The sequence below is a fragment of the Nocardia sp. BSTN01 genome (assembly GCF_015354405.1).
Lineage (GTDB): Bacteria > Actinomycetota > Actinomycetes > Mycobacteriales > Mycobacteriaceae > Nocardia.
Genome location: NZ_JADKYP010000005.1, coordinates 114,168 through 139,622, shown reverse-complemented (window position 1 = coordinate 139,622; position 25,455 = coordinate 114,168). Strand labels below are relative to the sequence as shown.

The 25,455-nt window shown below is 68.5% G+C and carries 25 protein-coding genes; 11 read left to right on the top strand and 14 right to left on the bottom strand.

From position 1 onward, the window contains the following. The 4 genes from tal to pgl are packed head-to-tail and all read left to right on the top strand — an operon-like array spanning position 1 to position 4,328. On the top strand, positions 1-1,131 hold the full coding sequence (tal, locus tag IRT45_RS06960) for a transaldolase (protein WP_194805043.1): 1,131 nt from the start codon (positions 1-3) through the stop codon (positions 1,129-1,131). Between the two features lie 5 nt (positions 1,132-1,136). Continuing rightward, entirely contained in the window at positions 1,137-2,699 is a 1,563-nt protein-coding gene (gene zwf, locus IRT45_RS06955) for a glucose-6-phosphate dehydrogenase (RefSeq protein WP_194805042.1), read from the top strand. Next, entirely contained in the window at positions 2,696-3,604 is a 909-nt protein-coding gene (gene opcA / locus IRT45_RS06950) for a glucose-6-phosphate dehydrogenase assembly protein OpcA (protein WP_174376488.1), read from the top strand. Before zwf ends, opcA begins: the two co-directional genes overlap by 4 nt. Beyond that, on the top strand, positions 3,597-4,328 hold the full coding sequence (gene pgl / locus IRT45_RS06945; protein ID WP_194805041.1) for a 6-phosphogluconolactonase: 732 nt from the start codon (positions 3,597-3,599) through the stop codon (positions 4,326-4,328). The genes opcA and pgl overlap by 8 nt, the downstream gene beginning before the upstream one ends. Positions 4,329-4,488: 160 nt before the next feature. Here the strand turns inward: pgl and IRT45_RS06940 are convergent, their stop codons facing one another. Beyond that, positions 4,489-4,734 (bottom strand): hypothetical protein, encoded by a 246-nt coding sequence (locus IRT45_RS06940; protein WP_228533805.1) that lies wholly within the window; start codon positions 4,732-4,734, stop codon positions 4,489-4,491. Between the two features lie 81 nt (positions 4,735-4,815). Next, positions 4,816-5,808, bottom strand: a complete 993-nt coding sequence (locus tag IRT45_RS06935; protein ID WP_194805040.1) for an alpha/beta fold hydrolase — start codon at positions 5,806-5,808, stop codon at positions 4,816-4,818. A gap of 54 nt (positions 5,809-5,862) precedes the next feature. Here IRT45_RS06935 and IRT45_RS06930 point away from each other — a divergent pair, with 54 nt between their 5' ends. Together IRT45_RS06930 and IRT45_RS06925 are read left to right on the top strand one after the other, a co-directional pair. Beyond that, positions 5,863-6,699: an SDR family NAD(P)-dependent oxidoreductase gene (locus tag IRT45_RS06930; protein WP_194805039.1), complete on the top strand. Its 837-nt coding sequence runs from the start codon at positions 5,863-5,865 to the stop codon at positions 6,697-6,699. A gap of 67 nt (positions 6,700-6,766) precedes the next feature. Continuing rightward, positions 6,767-7,258: a flavin reductase family protein gene (locus tag IRT45_RS06925; protein ID WP_194805038.1), complete on the top strand. Its 492-nt coding sequence runs from the start codon at positions 6,767-6,769 to the stop codon at positions 7,256-7,258. 9 nt (positions 7,259-7,267) lie between these two features. Here IRT45_RS06925 and IRT45_RS06920 read toward each other — a convergent pair whose 3' ends face one another. Beyond that, entirely contained in the window at positions 7,268-8,128 is an 861-nt protein-coding gene (locus IRT45_RS06920; RefSeq protein WP_194805037.1) for a LysR family transcriptional regulator, read from the bottom strand. Positions 8,129-8,192: 64 nt separating this feature from the next. On the opposite strand from IRT45_RS06920, the gene IRT45_RS06915 reads away from it, so the two are divergent. After that, positions 8,193-9,362 carry a YbfB/YjiJ family MFS transporter gene (locus IRT45_RS06915; protein WP_194805036.1) on the top strand — a complete coding sequence of 390 codons (1,170 nt, stop codon included), beginning with the start codon at positions 8,193-8,195 and terminating at the stop codon, positions 9,360-9,362. Here the strand turns inward: IRT45_RS06915 and secG are convergent. Genes secG through IRT45_RS06895 form a run of 4 tightly spaced genes read right to left on the bottom strand, consistent with a single transcriptional unit; the run spans position 9,349 to position 12,176 of the window. Further along, on the bottom strand, positions 9,349-9,582 hold the full coding sequence (secG, locus tag IRT45_RS06910) for a preprotein translocase subunit SecG (RefSeq protein ID WP_030518417.1): 234 nt from the start codon (positions 9,580-9,582) through the stop codon (positions 9,349-9,351). The genes IRT45_RS06915 and secG overlap by 14 nt on opposite strands. A gap of 20 nt (positions 9,583-9,602) precedes the next feature. Beyond that, on the bottom strand, positions 9,603-10,349 hold the full coding sequence (locus IRT45_RS06905; protein ID WP_194805035.1) for an SDR family oxidoreductase: 747 nt from the start codon (positions 10,347-10,349) through the stop codon (positions 9,603-9,605). Positions 10,350-10,383: 34 nt separating this feature from the next. Beyond that, positions 10,384-11,568: an NADH:flavin oxidoreductase gene (locus tag IRT45_RS06900; protein WP_194805034.1), complete on the bottom strand. Its 1,185-nt coding sequence runs from the start codon at positions 11,566-11,568 to the stop codon at positions 10,384-10,386. 2 nt (positions 11,569-11,570) lie between these two features. Further along, complete coding sequence (locus tag IRT45_RS06895) at positions 11,571-12,176, bottom strand: TetR/AcrR family transcriptional regulator (protein ID WP_194805033.1); 606 nt, start codon at positions 12,174-12,176, stop codon at positions 11,571-11,573. Between the two features lie 166 nt (positions 12,177-12,342). Between IRT45_RS06895 and IRT45_RS06890 the strand changes: the two genes are divergently transcribed. The 3 genes from IRT45_RS06890 to IRT45_RS06880 all read left to right on the top strand — a co-directional run bounded on the left by IRT45_RS06890 (position 12,343) and on the right by IRT45_RS06880 (position 16,666). Then, on the top strand, positions 12,343-13,482 hold the full coding sequence (locus IRT45_RS06890) for an LLM class flavin-dependent oxidoreductase (protein ID WP_194805032.1): 1,140 nt from the start codon (positions 12,343-12,345) through the stop codon (positions 13,480-13,482). 65 nt (positions 13,483-13,547) lie between these two features. Then, positions 13,548-14,228 carry an FMN reductase gene (locus tag IRT45_RS06885; RefSeq protein WP_039778921.1) on the top strand — a complete coding sequence of 227 codons (681 nt, stop codon included), beginning with the start codon at positions 13,548-13,550 and terminating at the stop codon, positions 14,226-14,228. 122 nt (positions 14,229-14,350) lie between these two features. Then, positions 14,351-16,666 (top strand): thiamine pyrophosphate-dependent enzyme, encoded by a 2,316-nt coding sequence (locus IRT45_RS06880; protein ID WP_375540064.1) that lies wholly within the window; start codon positions 14,351-14,353, stop codon positions 16,664-16,666. Positions 16,667-16,722: 56 nt separating this feature from the next. On the opposite strand, the gene IRT45_RS06875 is transcribed toward IRT45_RS06880, so the two are convergent. Further along, positions 16,723-17,898 carry a cytochrome P450 gene (locus IRT45_RS06875; RefSeq protein ID WP_194805031.1) on the bottom strand — a complete coding sequence of 392 codons (1,176 nt, stop codon included), beginning with the start codon at positions 17,896-17,898 and terminating at the stop codon, positions 16,723-16,725. Between the two features lie 110 nt (positions 17,899-18,008). Between IRT45_RS06875 and IRT45_RS06870 the strand changes: the two genes are divergently transcribed. Then, complete coding sequence (locus IRT45_RS06870; RefSeq protein WP_194805030.1) at positions 18,009-18,851, top strand: SAM-dependent methyltransferase; 843 nt, start codon at positions 18,009-18,011, stop codon at positions 18,849-18,851. Positions 18,852-18,937: 86 nt separating this feature from the next. Here IRT45_RS06870 and tpiA read toward each other — a convergent pair whose 3' ends face one another. The 6 genes from tpiA to rapZ form a co-directional block, all read right to left on the bottom strand. Continuing rightward, positions 18,938-19,723 (bottom strand): triose-phosphate isomerase, encoded by a 786-nt coding sequence (gene tpiA / locus IRT45_RS06865; protein ID WP_030514034.1) that lies wholly within the window; start codon positions 19,721-19,723, stop codon positions 18,938-18,940. Positions 19,724-19,725: 2 nt separating this feature from the next. Next, positions 19,726-20,946 (bottom strand): phosphoglycerate kinase, encoded by a 1,221-nt coding sequence (locus tag IRT45_RS06860; protein WP_194805029.1) that lies wholly within the window; start codon positions 20,944-20,946, stop codon positions 19,726-19,728. A gap of 4 nt (positions 20,947-20,950) precedes the next feature. After that, a complete protein-coding gene (gene gap, locus IRT45_RS06855; RefSeq protein WP_194805028.1) occupies positions 20,951-21,970 on the bottom strand; it encodes a type I glyceraldehyde-3-phosphate dehydrogenase in 1,020 nt (339 codons plus the stop codon). 406 nt (positions 21,971-22,376) lie between these two features. Then, positions 22,377-23,360, bottom strand: coding sequence for a DNA-binding protein WhiA (gene whiA, locus IRT45_RS06850; RefSeq protein ID WP_036502574.1), 984 nt, complete (start codon positions 23,358-23,360; stop codon positions 22,377-22,379). Continuing rightward, on the bottom strand, positions 23,351-24,439 hold the full coding sequence (gene yvcK, locus IRT45_RS06845) for a uridine diphosphate-N-acetylglucosamine-binding protein YvcK (RefSeq protein ID WP_194805027.1): 1,089 nt from the start codon (positions 24,437-24,439) through the stop codon (positions 23,351-23,353). Before yvcK ends, whiA begins: the two co-directional genes overlap by 10 nt. After that, complete coding sequence (rapZ, locus tag IRT45_RS06840) at positions 24,436-25,377, bottom strand: RNase adapter RapZ (protein ID WP_194805026.1); 942 nt, start codon at positions 25,375-25,377, stop codon at positions 24,436-24,438. The genes yvcK and rapZ overlap by 4 nt, the downstream gene beginning before the upstream one ends. Positions 25,378-25,455 lie beyond the last annotated feature (78 nt).

Here is a 25,455-nt window from a genome sequence, read left to right as displayed (position 1 = left end):
ATGGCACAGAACGAGAATCTCGCCGCACTGTCCGGAGCAGGCGTGTCGGTGTGGCTCGACGATCTGTCACGCAACCGGATCCGCTCGGGCAATCTCGCCGAACTCGTCGCCACCCGCAGCATCGTCGGCGTGACCACCAACCCGACCATCTTCCAGGTCGCGCTGAGCGAGGGCCACGCCTACGACGACCAGGTCAAGGAACTGGCCGCCCAGGGCGCCGATGCCGACGCCGCCATCCGCACGATCACCACCGACGACGTTCGCTCGGCCTGCGACGTGCTGGCCGAGGTCTTCGAATCGACCGGCGGCGTGGACGGCCGGATCTCGATCGAGGTGGACCCCCGGCTGGCCTTCGACACCGACAAGACCGTCGCGCAGGCGGTCGAGCTGTGGAAGATCGTCGACCGGCCGAATCTGTTCATCAAGATTCCGGCCACCGAGGAGGGCCTGCCCGCGATCACGCGCGTGATCGCCGAAGGGATCAGCGTCAACGTCACGCTGATCTTCTCGGTGCAGCGCTACCTCAGCGTGATGGGCGCCTACCTGGACGGCCTGCGCAAGGCGCGCATCGCCGGCCACGACCTGGCCCGCATCCATTCGGTCGCGTCGTTCTTCGTCTCCCGCGTGGACACCGAGATCGACAAGCGGCTCGAGCAGATCGGTTCCGACGAGGCGCTGGCGTTGCGCGGTAAGGCCGGAATCGCCAACGCGCGCCTGGCCTACGCCGCCTACCAGGACGTATTCGACGGGGGTAACCACACCTCGACGTACTCGCATCTGGCCTCCTCCGGCGGTAACCGGCAGCGGCCGCTGTGGGCGTCCACGGGCGTGAAGAACCCGGACTACTCCGACACCATGTACATCACCGAACTGGTGGCGCCGAATACGGTCAACACGCTGCCGGAGAAGACCCTCGAGGCGTTCGCCGACCACGGCGAGCTGCGTGGGGACACGGTGTCGGGCACGGCCGCCGACGCGCAGGGCGTGTTCGACGCGCTGACCGGCGTGGGAATCGATCTCGACGACGTGTTCGCCGTCCTCGAGCGCGAAGGTGTCGAGAAGTTCGAGAAGTCCTGGGACGAGCTGCTCACCGCGACCACCGCCGAGTTGAAGAGCACCGGAAGCAACTGACCGCGATGGCCGGCCAGAAGAAGACGGCCGCCCCGGGGAATCCGCTGCGCGAGGAGCGCGACAAGCGGCTTCCCCGGATCGCCGGCCCGTGCAGCATGGTGATCTTCGGGGTGACAGGTGATCTGTCACGCAAGAAACTGATGCCGGCCATCTACGACCTCGCGAACCGGGGGCTGCTGCCGCCCGGTTTCGCGCTGGTCGGGTTCGCCCGGCGCGACTACGCCGACGAGGATTTCGCTCAGGTCGTCCTCCAGGCGGTCAAGGAGCACGCCCGCACCCCGTTCCGGCAGGAGGTGTGGGAGCAGCTGGCGGAAGGTATCCGCTTCGTCCAGGGCACCTTCGACGACGACGCCGCCTTCGGCACGCTCGCGCAGACGCTGAAGAAACTCGACGCCGAACGCGGCACCGGCGGCAACCACGCGTTCTACCTGTCGATTCCGCCGAACGCGTTTCCGGTTGTGCTGGAACAGCTTTCGCGCACCGGGCTGGCGAAGCCGCCGGATGCGGGGCCGGGTAAACCGCAGCCGTGGCGGCGAGTGGTGATCGAGAAGCCCTTCGGTCACGACCTGCACAGTGCCCAGGAACTCAACGCCCTGGTCAATCGGGTGTTCCCCGAGGAAACGGTCTTCCGTATCGACCACTACCTCGGCAAGGAGACGGTGCAGAATCTGCTGGCGTTGCGGTTCGCGAACGAACTGTTCGAACCGATCTGGAACGCCAACTTCGTCGACCACGTGCAGATCACGATGGCCGAGGACATCGGATTGGGCGGGCGCGCAGGCTATTACGACGGCATCGGCGCCGCCCGCGACGTCATCCAGAACCATCTGCTGCAACTGCTGGCGCTGACGGCGATGGAGGATCCGGTCAACTTCCAGCCGCGGCAGCTGCAGATCGAGAAGATCAAGGTGCTCTCGGCGACGAAACTGGTCGAACCGCTGGAGGAGACCACGGCCCGCGGCCAGTACGCGGCCGGCTGGCAGGGCAGCGAACGCGTGGTGGGCCTGCTCGAGGAGGAGGGTTTCGATCCGGATTCGCGTACCGAGACCTACGCCGCGATCACGCTGAACGTCGACACCCGCCGCTGGGCGGGGGTGCCGTTCTATCTGCGCACCGGAAAACGCCTGGGGCGCAGGGTCACCGAGATCGCGGTCATGTTCAAGCGGGCCCCGCATCTGCCCTTCGATCAGACGATGACCGAGGAACTGGGCCAGAACGCGCTCGTCATCCGGGTGCAGCCGGACGAGGGCATCACCATGCGATTCGGGTCGAAGGTGCCCGGATCCAGCATGGAAGTCCGCGACGTCAACATGGATTTCAGCTACGGCGAATCGTTCACCGAATCCTCGCCCGAGGCCTACGAGCGGCTCATCCTGGATGTGCTGCTGGGCGAGCCGTCGCTGTTTCCGGTCAACGAGGAGGTCGAATTGGCGTGGCGCATCCTCGATCCCGTGCTCGATCACTGGGCCGAGGGCGGTAAACCCGAGTCCTACGAGTCCGGCACCTGGGGTCCGACCTCGGCCGACGAGATGCTCGCCCGCACCGGGCGCGAATGGCGGCGGCCATGATCGTGGACATGCCCGACACCAGTACCCGCGACGTGACCAAACGCCTGGTCAGCCTGCGGGAGTCCAACGGCGTGATCGCCATGGGCCGGGTGCTGACGCTGGTGGTGTGCACCCTGGATTCCTCGGAGGCCGAGGACGCCATCGATGCCGCCAACGACGCCAGCCGCGAACATCCCTGTCGCGTGATCGTGCTCGCCCGCGGCGACCGGTTCTCCGAGACCAAACTCGACGCCCAGATCCGGGTCGGCGGCGATGCCGGGGCGGCCGAGGTGATAGTGCTGCGGCTGCAGGGCGAACTGGTCAACAACGAGAGCAGCGTCGTGATCCCGTTCCTGCTGCCGGATACTCCGGTGGTGGCGTGGTGGCCGCGCGGGGCGCCGGAGTTCCCGTCGCGGGATTCGGTGGGCCGCTTGGCCATTCGCCGTATCACCGACTCCACCTACGCTCCCGATCCGCGTGCGGCGATCACCCGGCGGCTGGATTCCTACGCCCCGGGCGACACCGATCTCGCGTGGAGCCGGATCACGTTCTGGCGGGCGCTGCTGGCCTCCGCGCTCGATGTGCCGCCGTACGAGCCGATCGAATCGGTGACCGTCTCGGGCCTGGCGGAGGAACCCGCGCTCGACATTCTGGCGGGGTGGCTGGCGGCCAAACTGGACTGCCCGATCCGCCGGCAGACCGGGGAGTTGAAGGTCGTGCTGCATCGGGCGTCGATCTCGGTCGGGATCGAACGCCCGCAGACGGGCCGCACCGCGACCCTGACGCGCACCGGTGAGCCGGATCAGCGGTTCGCCCTCGCCCGTCGCGAGACCAAGGATTGCCTGGCGGAGGAACTGCGGCGGCTGGACGCCGACGAGGTCTACGCCGAGGCACTGGCCGGAATCGGGAAGGTGATCTATGAGTAAGCCGGAGATCGAGGTCTTCGCCGATCATGACGAACTGGTGCGGGCGGCAGCCGTGCGGTTCGTGCAGGTGGTTACCAGGGCTCAGGCCGAGCGTGGTTCGGCGTCGGTGGTCCTCACCGGCGGCGGCACCGGAATCGCCCTGCTGGAGCAGGTGCGCCTCGCACCCGGCGCAGTCGATTTCGGTCGCCTGGACGTGTTCTGGGGCGACGAGCGGTTCGTCCCCGCGGGCGACGCCGAGCGCAACGAGTTGCAGGCGCGCGAGGCGCTACTGGATCACGTGCCGGTCGATCCGGCGCGCGTGCATCCGGTCGCGACCTCCGACGGCGAGTATCCGGATCCGGTCGAGGCCGCCGCGGAGTACTCGGCGGCGGTGCACGCGCATCTGGCCGAGCACGGCGCATTCGACCTGCATCTGCTCGGCATGGGTGGCGACGCGCATGTGAACTCGCTGTTCCCGCATTCCGCGGCCGTGGCCGAGGAGCACGAACTCGTTCTCGCCGTGACCGATTCGCCGAAGCCGCCGCCGGTGCGCGTCACCCTGACCCTGCCCGCGGTCGCGCGCGCCCGGCACGTGGTCCTGGTCGTCGGCGGCGAGGGCAAGGCCGATGCGGTGGCCCAGGCCGTGGGCGGCGCGTCCGCGCTCGAGATTCCGGCGGCCGGGGCGCACGGCAGCGAAACCACGACCTGGATGCTCGACGAAGCCGCGGCGGCGAAGCTGCCCTGAGGGTAGTGCGGGCGACGCTGCCCTGAGCCGGGCGGCAAATCCCTGCTAGTCGTCGTCCGTCTGCGCCCACGCGGCGACAGGCAGGCTCAGATACACACCGACGAGGTGGCCCGCGGGCAGGATGCGGGCCACCTCGCCGCGTATGTGGGCCGCCCGGCGGTCACGATCGGCGGCGCGGTCCTTCGAACCACTTCGACTTCACTTCGATCAGCACGTCGATGTCGAACCGGTCGCCCGCCTCGGCGGATCGGCAGCGCACCAGGACGTCACCGGGTTGCAGGCAGCCGTCGTAGGGTTCCGCCGCACACGCGACCGCCACCGAGACGATATGTGGCAACTCCGCGACCAGCCTGCGCTTCGAATCGTCGGAGACTCGGTATGAGCACGTGACGTCGATGAGAGGCACGCGGCAAGCATGCCAGACCGTACATCGCCACCCTGCGCGTAGACGCTCCGGCCGCACCCGGCGCGGGGACCGGGCGAATCCCTACCGCAGCGCCGCATTTCGCGACGCATCGCCGGCGACCAGTTCGGCAAGGTGACGCAGGAGGAAGTCGTTCACCGCGCCGGTCCGCTCGAGTTGTACGAGATGTCCTGCGCCCGGGACTTTTTCGACCGCCCGCAGATCCGGCACGTGCGCGCGCAGCACCGCCAGCGGGTCGCGGCCGCTGAAACCTTCCATATCCGGGTCGTTCTCGCCGTAGAGGAAACAGGTCGGCACCGTGACCGTCGTGGGCAGGCCCTCGGTCAACTCCCAGTTGCGGTCCAGCGCCCGATACCAGGTCAGCCCGCCGGTGAAGCCGGTCCGTTCGAATTCGGTTGCCAGGGTGTCGAATTCGGATTCCGGCAGCCACGACCAGGGCAGTGCGGGCGCCTGCGGCAGCGCGTCGAGGTAACCGATGCCGGGCGGATTCTTCCACGTGTCCAGGTAATGGAACTCGCCACTGAGCGCGTAGTACACGCGAGCCAGGAATTCGCGTGGGCGCGCGGCCAGTTCGGCGTCGGCGACACCGGGCTGCTGGAAATACGACAGGTGCAGGAAATGACGTTGCGCGGCGCGCGTCCAGAACTCCGACGGCGCCTTCGGCGGCCGGGGCGCGTAAGGATTGTTCAGCACCATGATCGCCGCGACCCGCTCCGGCGCCCGCAATGCCAGCTCCCACACCAGCTGGGCACCGAAGTCCAGGCCGACGAAAACCGCTCGCTCGGCGCCGATCTCGTCGAGCAGTCCGAGCAGATCGCCGATCACGACCCGGTTCGTGGTCTCCTCCACCCCGCCGGGCGCCTCGGTGCGGCCGTACCCACGCAGATCCGGGGCGATGGCGTGATATCCGGCCGCCGCCAGCGCCGACAGCTGCCGATGCCACACGTACCAGCCGTGCGGAAATCCGTGGCAGAAGATCACCGGATACCCGCGCCCCTCTTCGGCGATATGCAGCCGAATCCCGTTGGTCTCCACGAACCGATGTGTCGGCCCCACTGCGCCTCCCAGGTACTAGAACACGTTCTCGTTTCACGGTAGTGTCCCGGAGTCGTGAACGGAATACTGACCGATCGAGTCGCCGTCGTCACCGGCGCGAGCCGCGGCATCGGCAAGGGCATCGCGCTGGAGCTGGGCGCGGCCGGCGCCACGGTGTACGTGACCGGGCGCTCCGAACGCCCCGGGCAGGTGCCGGGCACGGTGGCCGCGACCGCGAGCGAGATCGCCGATCTCGGCGGGCGCGGAGTGCCGTTCGTCTGCGACCACCGCGACGACGAGGCGGTCGCGCGGCTGTTCGAGACCGTGCGCGCCGACCACGGCCGGTTGGATGTGCTGGTCAACAATGTCTACAACTCCCCGGCCTCGGCGCGCTGGCTCGGCAAACCGTTCTGGGAGGTGCCGCCGAAGGCATGGGACGAGGGCTTCGATATCGGCGTGCGGTCCCATTACGCTGCCGCCCATTTCGCGGCGCCGCTGCTCATCGAATCGGGCGGGCTGATCGTCGACATCTCCTCACCGGGAGCCGAACATTTCACGCACAACGTCGTCTACGGCGTGGGCAAGGCCGCCGTCGACCGGCTGACCGCGGATATGGCGCACGATCTGGCCGGCACCGAGGTCACGGTGGTGTCGCTGTGGCCGGGAATCGTGAATACCGAACTGCTGCAGCTGGTTCCGGCCGATGCGCAGGGACGGCGGCTGATCACACTGCCCGGTGAGGGCACGTTCGATCTGAACGAGGCCGAGACTCCGCATTTCGCCGGGCGCGCGGTGGTCGCGCTCGCGGCGGATCCGGGCCGGCGTGCACGCACGGGCCGGGCATGGCGGGTGGCCGATCTGGCCGAAGCCTACGGGTTCACCGATATCGACGGTCGCGTGCCGCGCACGTGAGGGCCACCGTTGTCCTAGCCTGATGCGGCGGGCCGCAGCGAGCGGCACCGGCGGTGAAGGAGGGTGGATGGACGCGATCGCGAATTTCGACGCGCTGGTAGCGGCGGCGGACGCTCCGATCTATGTGGTGACGGTGGCGACCGAGTCCGAGCGCGCCGGTTGTGTGGTCGGCTTCGCGTCCCAGGTCGGCATCGAGCCGCGCCGATTCCTGGTGTGCGTTTCCGAGCTCAACCACACCTACCGGGTGGTGGCCGGCGCCACCCATGTCGCGGTGCATCTCGTCGATACCGGGTCGCGGGCCCTGGCCCAGCTCTTCGGCGCGGAGACGGGCGACGATATCGACAAGTTCACGTGGTGCCGGTGGCATCACGGGCCTGACGGCGTGGTGGTGCTCGACGAGGCGGCGGCCTGGTTCTCCGGCCGGATCCTCGAGCGCCACGATTTCGGCGACCATGTGGGTTTGCTGGTGGAACCGCTCGGCGGCCCGAAGCCGCCGGAGGGCACCACCGGACTGCGCTACAGCGACCTCGCCGATCTCACCCCCGGCCACCCCGCCTGAAGCGGTCCCCTAGCTGTTCGAGGCATCCTGGCCACTGACGGCGATATCGAGGAAACTCCGCACCGACCTGCCCGGCGCGGGCCGGGTTCGCCAGGCCAGCCGCAGGGTCGAGGGCGGAGCATCGGGGATGTCGAGGTAGGCCACGCCGGGATGCGGTGCTCGGGTGCGCGCCAGTTCGGGAACGGCACCGATCCCCCGGTCAGCGGCGATCAGTTCGATCCATTCGTCGAAATTCGTGCAGGTGACGATCTCGCGGCCGGATTCGGCGGCGGGCCAGCTGGTTTCGTCGGTGGTGCCGGAGATGGTGTTGACCACCAGCGGATGAGCGGCCAGATCCTGCCATCGCAGCGCCGGTGCGTTCGCCAGCGGCGAGCGGGTGGAGACCGCCGCCACCCGCCGCTCGGTGCCGATGATCCGCCCGCTCATCACGGCCGGCAGCCGAATCTCCTTGCGATACAGGGCGATATCGATACGCCCCGCCGCGACGGCAGCCACCGGATCGTCGATGCGGTGGATGCCGACCCGCCCGCCGCGCGCTTCGAAACGGGTGCGGACCTCGGTGAACCAGTCGTCGGGCAGCAGCCAGGAGAAACCCACCGACACCTGGGCCCGCAGCCGCAGATCGGCGGTCACCGCGTCGGCGTCGGCGACGATCCGGGTCGCGGCCGCCAGCAGATACTCTCCCTCGGCGGTGAGGGCGAAGCGCCGCGCGCTGCGCTCGACCAGCCGGCAGTCCAGAATCCGTTCGGCCTGCTGCACGGTGCGGGTCAGCGACGGCTGCGTGGTGTGCAGCCGCGCGGCGGCGCGGGTGTAGTTGGCTTCGTCGCACAGCACCAGGAACGCGCGCAGATGCCGCAGTTCCAGTTCCATGCGCTCAGCGTATACATCGTGCACAGGAAGCATTTCACCGGACCGCGACGGATCCGTAGCGTGAATGGATGTGACCATCGCACTTCCCCGCCAGGCATCCCTCGGGCCCGCCCTGCGCGCCTCGGCCGGCTTGGCCGCCGCCATGGGTATCGGGCGCTTCGTCTACACGCCGCTGCTCCCGGTGATGATCGACGCCGGACGCTTCGGCGCACACACCGGCGCGATCGTGGCCGCCGCGAACTACGCCGGTTACCTGCTGGGCGCGGTGGCGCTGGCACGCTTTCCGGAATACAACGGCGGCAAGGCTTTCCACATCTCGGCTGCCGCGCTGGTGACGAGTGAAGCGGCCATGGCGATTCCGGCGCCCGCGATACTGCCGATCATCGCGCGCACGGTGGCCGGTATCGCCAGCGCGGTGCTGTTCATCGGCTGCGCGCAGATCGCCGCCCGGCACGAAAACCGCAGGCGCGCAGCCGGTATCGCCTTCGCCGGAGTGGGCACGGGAATCGCGGCGACCGGTGCCCTGGTGCTGATCGCGCAATCGGTGCTGTCGTGGCAGGCGCTGTGGCTCGCCGCGTCCGGACTGACCGCGCTGCTGCTGTGGCCTGCCCTGCGGTTGGAGGTCGTCGCCGGCAGCCGTACGGGCGCGGCCACGGTGCGATCGAAACGCTCCTGGCGACTCCTGCAGACGACCTATTTCCTGGAGGGTCTGGGCTATATCGTGCTGGGCACGTTCCTGGTCGCCGCGGTCGGCGCCACCGGCCATCGGACGGCCGGCACCGCGATCTGGATCGTGGTGGGAGTGGCGGCCGCCCCGGCGACGGTGGTGTGGGGGCTGATCGCGCGCCGGGCGACTCCGGTGATCGCGCTGGTGGCCGCACTCGCGCTGCAATGTCTATCCGCGCTGTTGCCGACGCTGTCGGCCGGTGTCTGGCCGGCGGTGGTGTCGGCCGCGCTGTTCGGCGCGACCTTCATGGGGATCACTCTGCTCGCCCTCGAGATCGGCGACGATCTGGCCGGTCCGGGGGCGGCGGCGACCTTGACCGCCGGATACGGACTCGGCCAGATGCTCGGTCCGCTGGTGGTGGCGCCGGTGCTCGGCGACAGCTACGGCGCCGCGTTCACGATCGCGACGCTGATTCTGGCCGTGGCGGCCGTGACAGCGACCGCGATCGGATCGAGCCGGCGCCGCGACCCCGTTGCCGCGGCGCCCGCGCCGATCAGGCGAACTTGATCTCGAAGCCGATGCCGAGAATGGCGATGAACCAGATCAGGCCCACGAAGATGGTGATGCGGTCGAGGTTCTTCTCGACGACCGTGGATCCGGACAGGCTTGACTGCACACCGCCACCGAACAGGCTGGACAACCCTCCACCCTTCGCGCGGTGCAGCAACACCAGCAACACCAGCAGGACGCTGGTGATGACCAGGAGGATATCCAGGAACATTTGCATGCCGACAGTTTATGGGATGCTCAGCCGACCACCGAACCGGCCGTCATCCCGCCGTCGACGACGAATTCCGCACCGGTGCAGTAGCTGGATTCGGCGCTCGCCAGGAAAACCACCAGATCCGACACCTCGGCGGGCAGGCCGAGCCGCGCCCGCACATTCTCGCCGCGATCGACGGCGATCTCCTCGGTGACCCCGATCATCGGCGTGAGGATGCCCCCGGGATGCACCGAGTTGACCCGCACGCCCTCGGGCGCGAGTTCCAGCGCGGCCGACTTGGTCAGACCCCGTACTCCGAACTTCGAGGCGGTATAGGCGTGCATACCGCCCACGCCCTGGATACCGGCCGCGGAGGAAATATTGATCACCGCGGCCGGCCGGGCGGCCACCAGGGCGTCGCGCGCGGCGCTCAATCCCAGGAAGGGACCGGTCAGGTTGATATCGATGACTCGTTGCCACTGCTTCTCGGTGTAGGTGCCCAGCGGGCCGCCGTCGAGGACGCCCGCATTGTTCACCAGCACGTTCAACAGCCCGAATCGTTCGACGGTGGCGGCGACCGCGGCCTGCCAGTCGGCGGCCTCGGTGACGTCGAGGTGTACGTAGCCGGCCTGCTCACCCAGTTCCGCGGCCAGCGCCCGTCCCGCGTCGTCGGCGATATCGCCGAGCATCACCCGCGCCCCTTCGGCGACGAAGGCTCGCGCGTGCGAGGCGCCCATGCCGGAGGCGCCGCCGCTGATCAGGGCGACTCGGCCCGTCAAACGTCCACTCATGAATTCGTCTCTCTCTTCTCTCTGTCGATCCGGGTCAGTGGGCGGGAATGGGTGGGCCGTCCAGACGCAGCACGCATCGGGTGCCGGTGTAGATGCTGGGCATGCATTCGTTGCAGTGGATGCAGGCCGAGCGGGTGTCGGCGTCGGAGCGGATGCGCTGCAACAGATCCGGCTCGCGCAGCAGGGCGCGGCCCATCGCCAGGAATTCGAAGCCTTCGCGCCGCGCCCGCCGCATATCGTCGATATCGGTGATCCCGCCCAGCAGCACCAGAGGCATCGACAGCTCGCGTCGGAACTGGCGGGCCCGTTCGAGCAGATATGTGCCGTGATACGGGTATTCGCGCAGGAAGGCCTTGCCGACGAGCTTGAAGCCCAGCCGGGTCGGGCCGGGCAGCGTCTTGGCGAACGCCTGCCGTGGTGCGTCGCCGTGGAACAGCAGCATCGGGTTGAGCAGCGAACTGCCCGCGGTCAGTTCGAGAGCGTCGAGTCCGCCGTCGGATTCCAGCCAGGACGCCACCTGGAGCGATTCGGCCAGCGAAAACCCGCCGCGCACACCGTCTTCCATATTCAGCTTGGCAAGAATCGCCAGCCGGCCGCCGACGGCGTCGCGGACCGCCAGGGCGATCTCGCGGGCCATCCGCGCGCGATGTTCCAAGGGACCGCCGTAGGCGTCCTTGCGGCGGTTCAGCAGCGGGCTCAGGAACGAGCTGACCAGATAGTTGTGGCCGAAATGCAGTTCCACGGCATCGAATCCGGCCTCCTCGGCCAGCAATACCGCCCGCACGTGCGCGGTGACGAGATCCTGGATGTCGGCGACCGACGGCGACTGCATCATCTTCATGCTCAGCGGCGACCACAGCCGCGTCGGCGCCAGCGCCGGTGCCCGGTTGGAGGCGGCATTGGCCACCGGTCCCGCGTGGCCGATCTGCGCGCTGACCTTGGCCCCTTCGGCATGGATGGCGTCGGTGAGCCGCCGCAGGCCCGGTAGCGCCTCGGGGCGCATCCAGATCTGGTGACGATCGGTGCGCCCGCCCGGCGCGACGGCACAGTAGGCGATGGTGCTCATCCCGACGCCGCCGGCCGCGATCTCGCGATGGAACTCGATCAGTTCGTCGGTGACCAGCGCGTCGGGTGTGCGGCCCTCGAAGGTAGCGGCCTTGATCACTCGGTTGCGCAGGGTGATCGGGCCCAGATCGACGGGTTCGAAAATATCGTTCACTACTACTCCTGTACGGCGGATTGTGAAGCGGTGGCGGCGGGCACGGGCGGCGGCGCGCTCAACCCGGCGATGACGAATTCGCGCAGCGTCGCCACCGAGGACGGCGCGATGTCGTAGTCCTCGGTGCTGCCGAAGCGCATGATGATCAGGTCGAAGGCCAGCTGCCAGCGCCGGCGTGCCTCGCCGGTGGTGAGCTCCGGCAGCAGTTGCGACCACGACTCCATCCGGAACCACTGGTGCTGCCAGGACATCGGCCGCCGGCGCAGGATCAATCCGGCCAGCAGCCGCAGATGCAACCGGCCCATCGGGTCGGCGGCGAGGTCGACGAACGGCGCGAGCACCGCATCCACCACCGCCGGGACCGAGCTGGGCGCGGTGGCCGTGGCCGCTGCCAGACCCTCGGCCCACAGCGGTCCGAGCCGATCCTCGATCAGGGCGGCGATCAGCGCCTCCTTGGAACCGAAGTGGTAGTGCACCGCGGCCGGATTGGCGCCCGCGGCCACGCAGATCGCCCGCACCGAGACGTCCTCGTAGCGCTCGGTCAGCAGTAACCGCTCCGCGGCCGCCAGCAGTTTGGCCCGGGTACCCGCCACCACCTTCTCGCCCATGCGGTTAGTGAACCACGACACAGAACAGGCTTCAATCATTGATTGAATCAGTGAGACAAACTGCTGCGCAGCGGCCGTTTTTCCGATAGTGGACATGTCAAGGAATACTGGGGCACCTGCTCTCGTTCAGGTGATTGAACTTTTGATCAGACCTCAGGAGGCGGCCATGCAGTTCGGCATCTTCACCGTCGGCGACGTCACCGTCGATCCGACCACCGGAATCGCGCCCACCGAGGGCGAACGCATCGACGCGATGATGCGCCTGGCCCTGAAGGCCGAGGAGGTCGGGCTGGACGTGTTCGCCACCGGTGAGCACCACAATCCGCCGTTCGTACCGTCCTCGCCGACCACCATGCTCGGCTGGGTCGCGGCGCGCACCGAGAAACTGCAGTTGTCCACCTCGACCACTCTCATCACCACCAACGACCCGGTGAAGATCGCCGAGGACTACGCGATGCTGCAGCATCTGTCCGGCGGACGGGTCGATCTGATGATGGGCCGCGGCAACACCGGCCCGGTCTACCCGTGGTTCGGCAAGGACATCCGCAAGGGCGTCGAGCTCGCGATCGAGAACTATCACCTGCTGCGCCGGCTCTGGCGCGAACCGGTGGTCGACTGGCAGGGTCAGTTCCGCACGCCGCTGCAGGGATTCACCGCCACTCCCGCGCCGCTGGACGGCACGCCGCCGTTCGTGTGGCACGGCTCGATCCGGTCGCCGGAGATCGCCGAGCAGGCCGCCTATTACGGCGACGGCTTCTTCCACAACAACATCTTCTGGAACAAGGAGCACACCCAGGAGATGGTGCAGCTGTACCGGCAGCGGTTCGAGCACTACGGTCACGGCTCGGCCGACCAGGCGATCGTCGGTCTGGGCGGGCAGGTCTTCATGGCCGAGACCGAGGCGGCGGCCAAGAAGTTCTTCCGGCCGTACTTCGACAACGCGCCCGTCTACGGGCACGGTCCGTCGCTGGAGGACTTCACCGAGATGACGCCCCTGACCGTCGGTACTCCCGAGCAGGTCATCGAGCGCACCCTCGGCTTCGCCGACTACGCCGGTGACTACCAGCGCCAGCTGTTCCTGATCGACCACGCCGGCCTGCCGATCGACGTCGCCCTGGAACAGGTCGAGATCCTCGGCCGCGAAGTGGTGCCGGTGCTGCGCAAGGAATTCGAATCACGCCGTCCCGCACACGTTCCCAGCGATCCGCCGACCCACGCGTCGCTGGTGGCCGCCGGTCCGGAGGCGCCGCACCATCTGGTCGAGCCGGCGCGTGAGCGCCTGCTGGCCACCACCGAGCAGGCCTGATTCATCCCGTCATAACCATCGGACCGCCGTACTCATCCACCGCATCGAACGAGGGACGAAAACCCATGTCGCACACCGTTGTCGTACTCACCGCCGGGTTGTCGCAGCCGTCGAGTACCCGTCTGCTCGCCGATCAGCTCGCCGATGCGGTGGCCTCGGCCGTCGGCGCCCGCGGTGAGGCCGTCGACATCGAGGTCATCGAATTGCGAGATCTGGCAAGCGATCTCGCCGCCACGATGGTGTCCGGCGGTCTGCCGACCCCCGCGGTGGCGGCAGCGCGGGAGAAGGTCTCCGCGGCGGACGGTCTCATCGCCGTCACCCCGGTGTTCGCCGCGAGCTACTCCGGGTTGTTCAAGATGTTCATCGACGTGCTCGACACCGAGGCGCTCAACGCCATGCCGGTGCTCGTCGCCGCCACGGCCGGAACCGCCCGGCACGCGCTGGTGCTCGAGCATGCGATGCGGCCGCTGTTCACCTATCTGCGCGCCGTCGTCGTCCCGACCGGCGTGTTCGCCGCGACCGAGGATTTCGGATCGGCCGGACTCGGCGAGCGGATCCACCGCGCCGCGGCCGAATTCGCCACCCTCGTGGTCGCGGTACCGACCGGCGTGGACGGCTTCCTCCCGGAACCGACCCGGGCCCGGCAGTCGGGCAATCACGTCGGCGAGGTGACGCCGTTCGCGAAGCTCCTGGCGGGCCACACGGGGCATACCGAACGTCCCCATCGCCCGGCCGAGCAGCGGTAGGCACCCTCAGCCGACGATCGGTTCGCCTGCTGTAGCAGCCGAGTGAACATATCGGCAGGTTCCTGTGACCGCCCGCGCGCCGAATCCGGTGCGCGGGCGGTCACAGGCGACATGATGGAGGGGTGACAGCGGGCCCGGAAGAGCTTCTCGACGAATGGTTGCGTATTTCCCTGCGAGAGGTGCGGCCGGGACCGCGCCGCGCCGCCACCGATCCGATCGGCAGCGGCAGTCCGATCACCGTGGGGACATGCCTGGAGTTGTTCGACGCCCAGGCCACGAGCCGGCATCTGGATATCGCGGCGCGGCGGCTCGGTGTGGCGAAACGTGGGTTCTACAGCATCGGTTCCAGCGGGCACGAGGGCAATGTGGTGCTGGCGCAGGCATTGCGCAGCACCGATCCGGCGCTGCTGCACTACCGGTCGGGCGCGTTCTTCGTGCATCGCTGCCGGCAGGTCCCGGGACTGGATCCGATTCGTGACGTGCTGCTGGGTGTCGTCGCGGCGGCCGCGGATCCGATCTCGGGCGGGCGGCACAAGGTGTTCGGCAGCGCGCCCGCGTCGGTGATACCGCAGACCTCCACCATCGCCTCCCATCTCCCGCGGGCGATGGGTCTGGCGTTCGCCCTCGATCGGGCACGGGGGCTGGGCCGGGAAACGCCGTGGCCGCGAGATGCGGTGGTGCTGTGCACATTCGGGGACGCCTCGGCCAACCACTCCACCGCGATCGGTGCGATCAACGCCGCGATCCATACCGCGCATCAAGGTATTCCGATGCCGCTGCTGTTCGTCTGCGAGGACAACGGGCTCGGCATCAGCGTGCCCACTCCCCCGGACTGGATCGAATCGGCCTTCGCGTCACGATCGGGTCTGCGGTATTTCGACGCCGACGGTTCCGATCTGCGGCAGGCCCTGTCGGTGGCCTCCGCCGCCGGGGAATCCGTGCGCGCGCGGCGCCGGCCCGCCCTCCTGCGGCTGCGCACTGTGCGATTGCTCGGACACGCCGGATCCGATGTGGAGTCGGCGTATCGGCGGCCGGAGGATATCGAGGCCGACCGCCGCCGCGACCCGGTGGCCGCCACGGCCCGGCTCCTCGTCGAGATCGGCGCGGCGACCGCCGAGGAGGTTCTCGCCCACTACGACGCGATCGGCGCCCGAGTGGCGGCGACGGCGGCCCGGGTGACCGGGGAACCGCATCTGGACTCGGCCACGGCGATCCAGGCGCCCCTGATATTCGGAGGTGAACGACAGACGCCGGCCGCATCCGCGCCCGCCTCCGAAGCGGGGCCTCGCAGGGCACCCGGCGATTCCGGCTCCCGGGCGACACCGGTGGATTCCATTCACTCCTCGACCGACGGTCAGCCCCGTCCGCCGGGGCGCTCGCAGGCAGCACCGGGACAGGCAGCCGGGCGACCCGGGCCGATGACGCTCGCACAGTCGATCAACCACACCCTCGCGTCGCTGCTCGCCGATCAGCCCGATGTGCTGGTCTTCGGCGAGGACGTCGGTCGCAAAGGCGGCGTCTACGGGGTGACCAAGGGATTGCAGCGCGAGTTCGGGGCGCGGCGAGTGTTCGACACCCTGCTCGACGAGCAGAGCGTGCTCGGCACCGCGCTGGGCGCCGGACTCGCCGGATTCGTACCGATTCCGGAAATCCAATATCTGGCCTACGTGCACAATGCGCTGGACCAGATCCGGGGTGAGGCGGCGACCCTGTCGTACTTCTCCGCGGGGCAGTACCACAATCCGATGGTGGTGCGGATCGCCTCGTTCGCCTATCAGCGCGGCTTCGGCGGACATTTCCACAACGACAATTCCGTTGCGGCGCTGCGTGATATCCCCGGAGTGGTCGTCGCCGCGCCGGCCCGGGCCGACGACGCGGCCGCGATGCTGCGGCGGTGCGTCGAGGTCGCTCGCGGCGAGGGCCGGGTATGTCTCTACCTCGAACCGATCGCCCTGTACCACACCCGAGACCTGCACCGCCCCGGTGACGCCGGCTGGCTCGCCATGCCCGCCGACGATCCGGCATCGCTCAACCGCGCCCGAATCCACGGCGACGGTACCGATCTCACGATCGTCAGCTTCGCCAACGGCGTGCCGATGAGCCTGCGCGTGGCACGACGCCTGGCGGACAACGGCATTCACGCGCGCGTGCTCGACCTGCGCTGGCTCACACCGCTTCCCGTCGACGATCTGCTGCACCACGCCCGCGCCACCGGCGCCGTACTCGTCGCCGACGAGACCCGTCGCAGCGGCGGGGTATCGGAATCGGTGTGCACCGCACTGCTCGACGGCGGTTTCGACGGCCGTCTCGCCCGCGTCACCAGCGCCGACAGTTTCGTCCCGCTCGGCCCGGCCGCCGAACTGGTGCTGCTGAGCGAAGCGGCGATCGAGGACGCGGCGCATCGGTTGCTGGAATCGGGCCCGCGCTCCCAGGTTTGACGCACGCGGGGCGGGTGCGCCGAAGACCGGCCGCACCCGCCCCGGCATACGAATGCTCAGCGCAGCGTGACCGTTGTCGGCAGCGCGGCGAAACCGCGATTGTTCGAGGAGTGGACGCGCCGCAGCCCGGCCGGATCGACGTCGTAATCGGTGATGCGGGAGGTGATCTCCCCGAGCGCGGTCCGCAACTCGAGCAGGCCCAGATTCGAGCCCAGGCAGTGGTGGCGGCCGCTGCCGAAGACCAGCGCATCGGAGGTGTCGCGATCGAGATCGAAGACGTCGGGCCGGTCGAAGACCTCGGGATCACGGTTCGCCGAACCGGTCAGCAACAGCATCCGCGCCCCCGCCGGAATCGTGACGCCGTGCAGTTCGACGGCTTCGGTGGTGGTACGCAACTGCGACTGGGTCGCCGGGTCGTAGCGCATGCCCTCGGCGATCCAGTCGTCGACGCGCCCCAGCGCCGCGACCCGCTGGTCCGGATGCGCCCACCCGGCGTACCAGAGATTGCCCAGGGTGAGCATGCTCGTCTCGATACCCGCGCCCACCAGCAGGATCAGCACACCCACGATTTCCTCGGGAGTGAGCCGGTCGTCCCCGTCGGCCGCGTCGAGCAGTCCGGACAGCAGGTCGTCGGTGCGGTGCTTGCTGCGTTCGATGGTCAGTTCGGTGTAGTAGCCGACCAGGGCGCCGATCGCCTGCATCGCCTCCGGCCGCAGATCGGTCGACTCCTCCTCGGTGTACATGATCTCCATGCCGAGTTTGCGCACCAGATCGCGGTCCGCGCGCGGCACGCCGACCAGTTCGGAAATGACCTCGGTCGGGTACGGACCTGCGAAGTCGGTCATCAGGTCGAAACTGCCGCGGTCCAGCAGCGGCTCCAGGAGGTCGGTGGCGATCTCACGCAGTCGCGGCGCCAGCGCCTGCACCCGGCGCGCGGTGAACGCGCGCGTGACCAAACCGCGCACGCGCGTGTGTTTCGGCGGATCCATCGCCACGAAGGAGAAGAACTGCTCGGCCTGCGGACCCCAGAAGGCCGGTTCCATCCGCAGCCCGTTGGCGCTCGAGAAGCGATCCGAATCACGCAGTGCGGCAAGAACATCGGCGTAACGCGACAGCGCCCAGAAGTCGTCGTCGCCGTTGCGGAACACCGGCGCCTGCTCCCGTAATTCTGCGTAGACCGGATACGGATCGTCGTGAATGCCGAAATCGTACGGACTGAATTGCACTGACATCTTCGACCTCCCCAGCCGCACGGCAGGGGCCGCGCCGGTTCGCCATCCGAGCTGACAGGATGACAGTAGTCGATAATGGTTCGTCGCCGTCGACGGAAGGAAGAGGTGTCATGGAACCAGTGACCGGAGCACACCGCCCGCATACGGATCCGGTGGCGCCGCCCGGTATCGATGTCACCACCCCGCATCCCGCCCGGCGCTACGACTACTGGCTCGGTGGCAAGGACAATTTCGAGGCCGACCGCGCCTCCGCCGAAGCGGTGGCCGAGGCCTTCCCCAGCGTGCAGATCTCCGCGCTGGAGAATCGGGCATTCCTGCACCGAGTGGTCGGTTATCTGTCGGCCGAGGTCGGCATCCGGCAATTCCTGGATCTCGGCGCCGGCCTGCCGACCGCCGGCAATGTGCACGAGATCGCCCAGGCCGCCGCACCCGAATCCCGCATCGTCTACGTAGACAACGATCCGATCGTGGCCCTGCACGCCCGCAGCCTGCTCGACAGCGCACCCGAGGGCGCGACCGCGTATCTGGAAGCCGACGCGCGCGACCGCGAGCGCATCCTCACCCACCCGGACCTGATCGCCACGCTGGATCTGTCACAACCGGTGGCTCTGATGATGCTCGCGGTGGTGCATTTCTTCACCGACGACGATCGCCCCTACGACATGGTGCGGCAGTGGGTCGACGCACTGGCGCCCGGTAGTTATCTGGTGATGTCGCATGCCACCAGCGATCACCTGTCCGAGGAGGACCTCGCCGACAGCGAACAGGCCAACAAGCGCAGCGGTATCCCCTTCCGGCTGCGCTCGACCGCCGAGTTCAGCCGATTCTTCACCGGACTCGAACTCATCGAACCCGGGATCGGATCGATCATCAACTGGCCCACCGAATCCCACCGGGCCCATCCTCGGCCGGAGGCGGTATCGATGCTCGGCGCGGTGGCACGCAAACCCTGATCCGCTCCCTCCACGACATCGGCCCCGGTTCCGCGGAACCGGGGCCGAATCGTCATGCGCCGCAGGCGGTTTCCCGCCCGCAGCGATCAGGGCAGCGGACCGCCCGCGGCGATCGCCGACAGGGTCGCGAACTCGTCACCCTTCAGCGAAGCACCACCGACGAGCGCGCCGTCGATATCGGCGGCCGCGATGAGCTCGCCGACGTTCTTGGCGTTCACCGACCCGCCGTAGAGGATGCGCACACCCGCCGCGACCTCCTGGCCCGCCAGTTCGGCCAGTTCGGCGCGCAGCGCACCGCACACCTCCTGCGCGTCGGCCGGGGTGGCGACGCGACCGGTGCCGATCGCCCAGACCGGCTCGTAGGCGATGACGACCTTCGCGATCTGCTCCGGCGTCAGCCCCTTGAGCGAACCCCGCAACTGCTCGAGGTTGTACTGCACGTGGGTCTGCGCCTCGCGCACACCCAGCCCCTCGCCGATGCAGACGATCGGAGTCATGTCGTACTGCAGCACCTTCTTGGCCTTCGCCAGCACCGTGGCGTCGTCCTCGTTGTGGTACTGCCGCCGCTCCGAGTGGCCGACCACGACGTAGCTGCACGACAGCTTCGCCAGCATGGCCGCACTGATCTCACCGGTGTAGGCACCGGATTCGTGCACCGACACGTCCTGGGCACCGAAGGTGATCCGCAGCCGGTCGCCCTCGATGAGGGTCTGGATACTGCGGATGTCGGTGAACGGCGGGATGACCGTGACGTCGACCTTGTCGAAGTACTTGTCCGGCAGGGCGAATGCGATCTTCTGCACCAGGGCGATGGCCTCGAGGTGGTTGAGGTTCATCTTCCAGTTGCCGGCGATCAACGGTTTGCGTGCCATGATCAGCCCTCCCCGTCCTCGAGCACGCTGATACCCGGAAGCTGTTTGCCCTCCAGGTATTCCAGCGAGGCGCCGCCGCCGGTGGAGATGTGGGAGAACCCGTCCTCCGGCAGGCCGAGCGTGCGCACGGCCGCGGCCGAATCGCCACCGCCGACCACGGTGAACGCACCCTTACCGGTCGCGCTCACCAGCGCCTCGGCCACCGCGCGCGTCCCCGCGGCGAAGGCCTCGAACTCGAACACACCCATCGGGCCGTTCCAGAACACCGTCCGAGCCTCGGTCAGCAGGGCGGCGAACCGCTTGGCCGACTCGGGCCCGATGTCCAGCCCCATCCAGCCCTCGGGAATCTCGTTGGCGGCCACAGTCTTCGACTCCGCGTCCGCGGCGAACTTGTCCGCGGCCACGATGTCCACCGGCAGGTGGATGACGTCGGCGAAACGCTCCAGCAACTCCTTGCAGGTATCGATCATCTCCTCCTGCAGCAGCGAGGAGCCGACCGAAAGACCTTGGGCGGCAAGGAAGGTGAAGCACATACCGCCACCGATGACGAGGGTGTCGACCTTGGGGGCCAGCGCCTCGATCACGGCGAGCTTGTCCGACACCTTGGAACCACCGAGCACGACCGCGTACGGGCGCTCGGTGTCGGTGGTGAGCTTGCGCAGGACGTCGACCTCCGCGGCGACCAGCGTGCCCGCGTAGTGCGGCAGCAGTTCGGCCACGTCGTAGACGGAGGCCTGCTTGCGGTGCACCACCCCGAAGCCGTCGGAGACGAACGCACCGTCGTCGCCGACCAGCTCCACCAGCGCCCGAGCCAGCTTCTGACGCTGGGCGTCGTCCTTGCTGGTCTCGCGCGCATCGAAGCGGATGTTCTCCAGCAGCAGCACATCACCGTCGGTGAGGCCCTCGGACCGCGCGAGCGCGTCCTGGCCCACCACATCACCGGCGAGCTGCACGTTGCGGCCCAGCTCCTCGCTCAGCTTCGCGGCCACCGGGGCCAGCGAGAGCTTCGGGTCGGGTTCGCCCTTGGGGCGGCCCAGATGGGCGGTGACGACGACCTTGGCGCCGGCCTCGGCCAGCGTCTTGATCGTGGGCACCGAGGCGATGATCCGGCCCGGATCGGTGATCACGCCGTTGTCGAGGGGCACGTTGAGGTCGGAGCGCACGAGCACGCCCCGCCCCTCCACGCCCTCGGCAAGGAGATCCTGAAGGGTCTTGACTGCCATGGGTTTACAGCGACTTGCCGACGAGGCCGATCAAGTCGGCGAGGCGGTTGGAGTATCCCCACTCGTTGTCGTACCACGACACGACCTTGACCTGGTCGTCGATGACCTTGGTCAGCGGCGCGTCGTAGATCGAGGAGTGCGGGTCGGTCACGATGTCGCTGGAGACGATCGGGTCGACGTTGTACTTCAGGATGCCCTTCAGCGGACCCTCGGCGGCGGCCTTGTAGGCGGCGTTGATCTCGTCGATTCTCGCCGACTTGCGCAGCGTCGCGGTCAGGTCGGTGACCGAACCGGTCGGCACCGGCACGCGCAGCGCGTAGCCGTCCAGCTTGCCCTGCAGCTCCGGAAGCACCAGGCCGATGGCCTTGGCGGCGCCGGTGCCGGTGGGCACGATGTTCAGGGCGGCGGCGCGGGCGCGGCGCAGGTCGCTGTGCGGGCCGTCCTGCAGGTTCTGGTCCTGCGTGTAGGCGTGGATCGTGGTCATCAGGCCACGCTCGATGCCGAATTCGTCGTTGAGGACCTTGGCCAGCGGGCCGAGGCAGTTGGTGGTGCACGACGCGTTGGAGATGATGTTCTGGCTGCCGTCGTACTGGCTGTCGTTGACACCCATGACCACGGTCAGATCCTCACCCTTGGCGGGCGCGGAGATGATGACCTTCTTGGCGCCGGCGGCCAGGTGCCCCTTGGCCTTGGTGGCGTCGGTGAAGATGCCGGTCGACTCGACGACCACGTCGACACCCAGATCGCCCCACGGCAGTGCGGACGGGCCCTCCTTGATGGCCAGAGCCTTGATCCGCTGGTCGCCGACCACGATGGTGTCGTCGCCGTCGAGCGAGACGTCCTCCGGCAGCCGGCCCAGGATCGAGTCGTACTTCAGCAGCGTGGCCAGGGTCGCGTTGTCGGTGAGGTCGTTGACCGCGACGATCTCGATATCGGTGGTGCCGAGCGCTTTCTGCGCCTCCACCGCCCGGAAGAAGTTACGTCCGATACGACCGAAGCCGTTGATGCCTACCCGGACAGTCACGTTATCGCTCCTCAGCTTTCAAGCGGATTCATTCCGATGCCAGACCACCCTAATGCCCGGCCATAACATCACGGACACGCCCCTGCCGCGACCTCACCGGCCCGACGCTGCGCCGGTGAGCGTGTCTTCGCGCCGATCGCACCGAACCATCGCGGCCGCGGCCGCCGGCCCTGCCCACTCGCGGCGGGGATACCCATCTGCCAGGCTTTTCACCTGCCCCGGATCACCCGATTCGATGCCGGTAGGTTCGGTAGCGAAAGCCTATCGCACCGCGCTCGCTCGCGACGGCGTCACGATCGCAGGTGTGGACAACCACGAACCTGTGGACAAACCATCGCTCGTGCGGCACAAGGAGTTTCGCGGCGACGGTCCCGGGCCGATATCCGCGGCCCGGGACCGTCGCCGCTCACGCGTCTTCGAGAAGTTCGGCCGTGACGGCCGACTCGGTGTCGGGAATGCCCAAGTCCTTGGCGCGGCGGTCGGCCATCGACAACAACCGGCGAATGCGCCCGGCGACGGCGTCCTTGGTCATCGGCGGATCGGCCAGCTGGCCGAGCTCCTCCAGGGAGGCCTGGCGGTGCTGCACACGCAGCCGTCCCGCGGCGGCCAGATGATCGGGCACGTCCTCGCCGAGGATCTCCAGGGCGCGCTCCACACGAGCCGCGGCGGCGACCGCGGCCCGGGCCGAGCGGCGCAGATTGGCGTCGTCGAAGTTGGCGAGACGGTTCGCCGTCGCGCGGACCTCCCGCCGCATCCGGCGTTCCTCCCAGGTCAGGCGCGTGTCCTGGGCGCCCATCCGGGTCAGCAGCGCGCCGATGGCCTCCCCGTCGCGCACCACGACCCGATCGGTGCCGCGCACCTCGCGGGCCTTGGCCGAGATACCCATCCGACGGGCCGCGCCGACCAGGGCCAGTGCCGCCTCGGGGCCGGGGCAGCTCACCTCGAGCGCCGAGGAACGCCCGGGCTCGGTCAGCGAACCGTGGGCCAGGAAGGCACCGCGCCAGGCCGCCTCCGAATCGCCGATGCTGCCGCCGACGACCTGGGCGGGCAGACCACGCACCGGACGGCCGCGCACATCGAGCAATCCGGTCTGGCGGGCCAGCGCCTCGCCCTCCTTCGACACGCGCACGACATATCGGGAGGTCTTACGCAGACCACCCGCGCCCAGCACGTGCACATCCGATCCGTAGCCGTAGAGCTCGAAGATCTCGCGCCGTAGTCGCCGCGCGATCGAGCCCATATCGACCTCGGCCTCGACGATCACCCGACCGCCGACGATGTGCAGGCCACCGGCGAACCGGAGTAGGGCCGACAGTTCCGCCTTGCGTGCACTCACCTGCGAGACGGACAGACGGCTCAACTCGTCTTTCACCTCGGCTGTCATCGCCACGAGACCCGCTCCTTTCCACCCAACACGGACCGCACCTGCTGGACCGGATGCCGTCCTTCGACTCGAAGCCCTGCCAATTCCGGCCGAGGTTGGCGGATCACCTGATCCAGTGCGGCGGCTAGCTTTCCAGGGTGGTGCCGGTCCGTCCCCGCCTCGGCGACATCAGCGAAGGTTACTCGTGCACGCAGCTGTTCGGCAGCTCTTGCCACATGTTCGCGCTCCCTACCCTCGGGTACGGAGCCGGAGTCCACCAGCACATCATCGACAGCGAAATCCGGTGCGTGCTGGGACAATACATGCAGATGCCGTTCGGCGGAGAATCCCGCCGTCTCTCCGGGCTCCGCCGCCAGGTTCAGGACCAGCACTTTTACCGCGCGAGTATGCATCAGCGCCTCCCGCAGATCCGGCACGAGCATGTGCGGAATGACGCTGGTGAACCAGGATCCGGGACCCAGGACCACCACATCGGCGTGCTCGATCGCCGAGGTGGCCTCCGGACTGGCCGGCGGATCGGACGGGATCAGCCGGACCCGGCGCACCTTGCCCGGCGTGGTGGCCACCGCGACCTGACCTCGGATACACCGGCTCACCCGCGGATCGGCTTCCAGCCCGGAGACGTCGGCCTCGATGGTCAGCGCGGTCGGGGACATCGGCAGCACGCGGCCGGTACAGCGCAGGATCGCGGCCATCTCGTCGAGCGCCGCGACCGGGTCGCCGAGCACCTCGGCCAGCCCGGCCAGCACGAGGTTGCCGACCGAATGCCCGGCCAGCGCTCCCGTGCCACCGAAGCGATGCTGGGCCGTGCGCGCCCAGATCCCGTCGGGGTCCTCGGCCAGGGCGGCCAGCGCCATCCGCAGGTCGCCCGGCGGCAGCATGCCGAGTTCGGAACGCAAACGTCCGGACGATCCGCCGTCGTCTGCGACGGTGACGACAGCGGTGATGCGCTCGGTGATCCGGCGGGCGGCGGTCAGCGTGGCGTAGAGACCGTGTCCGCCGCCCAGGGCGACCAGCGTGGGATCGGCCGGATCGCCAGGTTTTTCCGAGGGGGAGGTGTCGTCACGATGGTCCGCGTCGGTCATTCGCGCCCCAGATCCCGGTGGACCACGCGGACGACATCGGTCGAGGCACTGTCGGGCCGGCCCAGCAGTTCACCCAGCTCCTCGGCGATCGCCACGCTGCGGTGCTTACCACCGGTACAGCCCACTGCCACGGTCATATATCGCTTACCCTCCTGGCGGTAGCCGCTGGTGGTCAGGTCGACCAGATGGCGGCAGGTATTCACATAGTCGTCGGCGCCGGGCCGTGACAGTACGTACTCACTGACCACGGCATCCTGCCCGGTATGTTCCCGCAATTCCGGAATCCAATGCGGATTCGGCAGAAATCGCACGTCGAAAACCATGTCCGCGTCCAGCGGAACGCCGTATTTGAATCCGAACGATTGGATCGTCACCTGCAGGGCCGCGGGCGCGCCGCCGCCGTAGGCCTCCTCCAATTTGCGGTGCAACTGGTGGACCGACAGCGCGGTCGTGTCGATCACCAGATCGGCGGCGGTCTTGACCTTCGACAGGGCCCGGCGTTCCGCGGCGATCCCGGCGGACAGCGTGCCGTCAGCGCTCTCGCTCTGCAGCGGGTGACGACGGCGGGCGAAGCCGAAGCGCCGGATCAGCACATCGTCGGAGGCCTCGAGAAACAACAGGCGGGTGCCGACGCCGTTGGCCCGCAGCTGATCGGTCACCCCGGACAGATCGCCGGTGAAGAAGCGGCTGCGCACATCCATGACCAGCGCCAGTTTGGTGATCGGCGGATCAGCGGCGGCGCCGAGCTCGATGAGCCGGCCGATCAGTTCCGGCGGCAGATTGTCCGCGACGTACCAGCCGAGATCTTCGAGGACTCGGGCCGCGGTACCGCGCCCGGCACCGGACAGGCCGGTGACGATGACCACCTCGACCGGATGCGTATCGGGCCGCGGCCGGAGGCCGGTACTCGCGTTGGGGTTCGATTCGACGCTCGTCATGTCCTATCGGGTTCCGTCCGTGGCTGCCATTCGATCATCCTGCCCGCCCCCACCGGCCGCGACCGTGCGCGCAGCGCC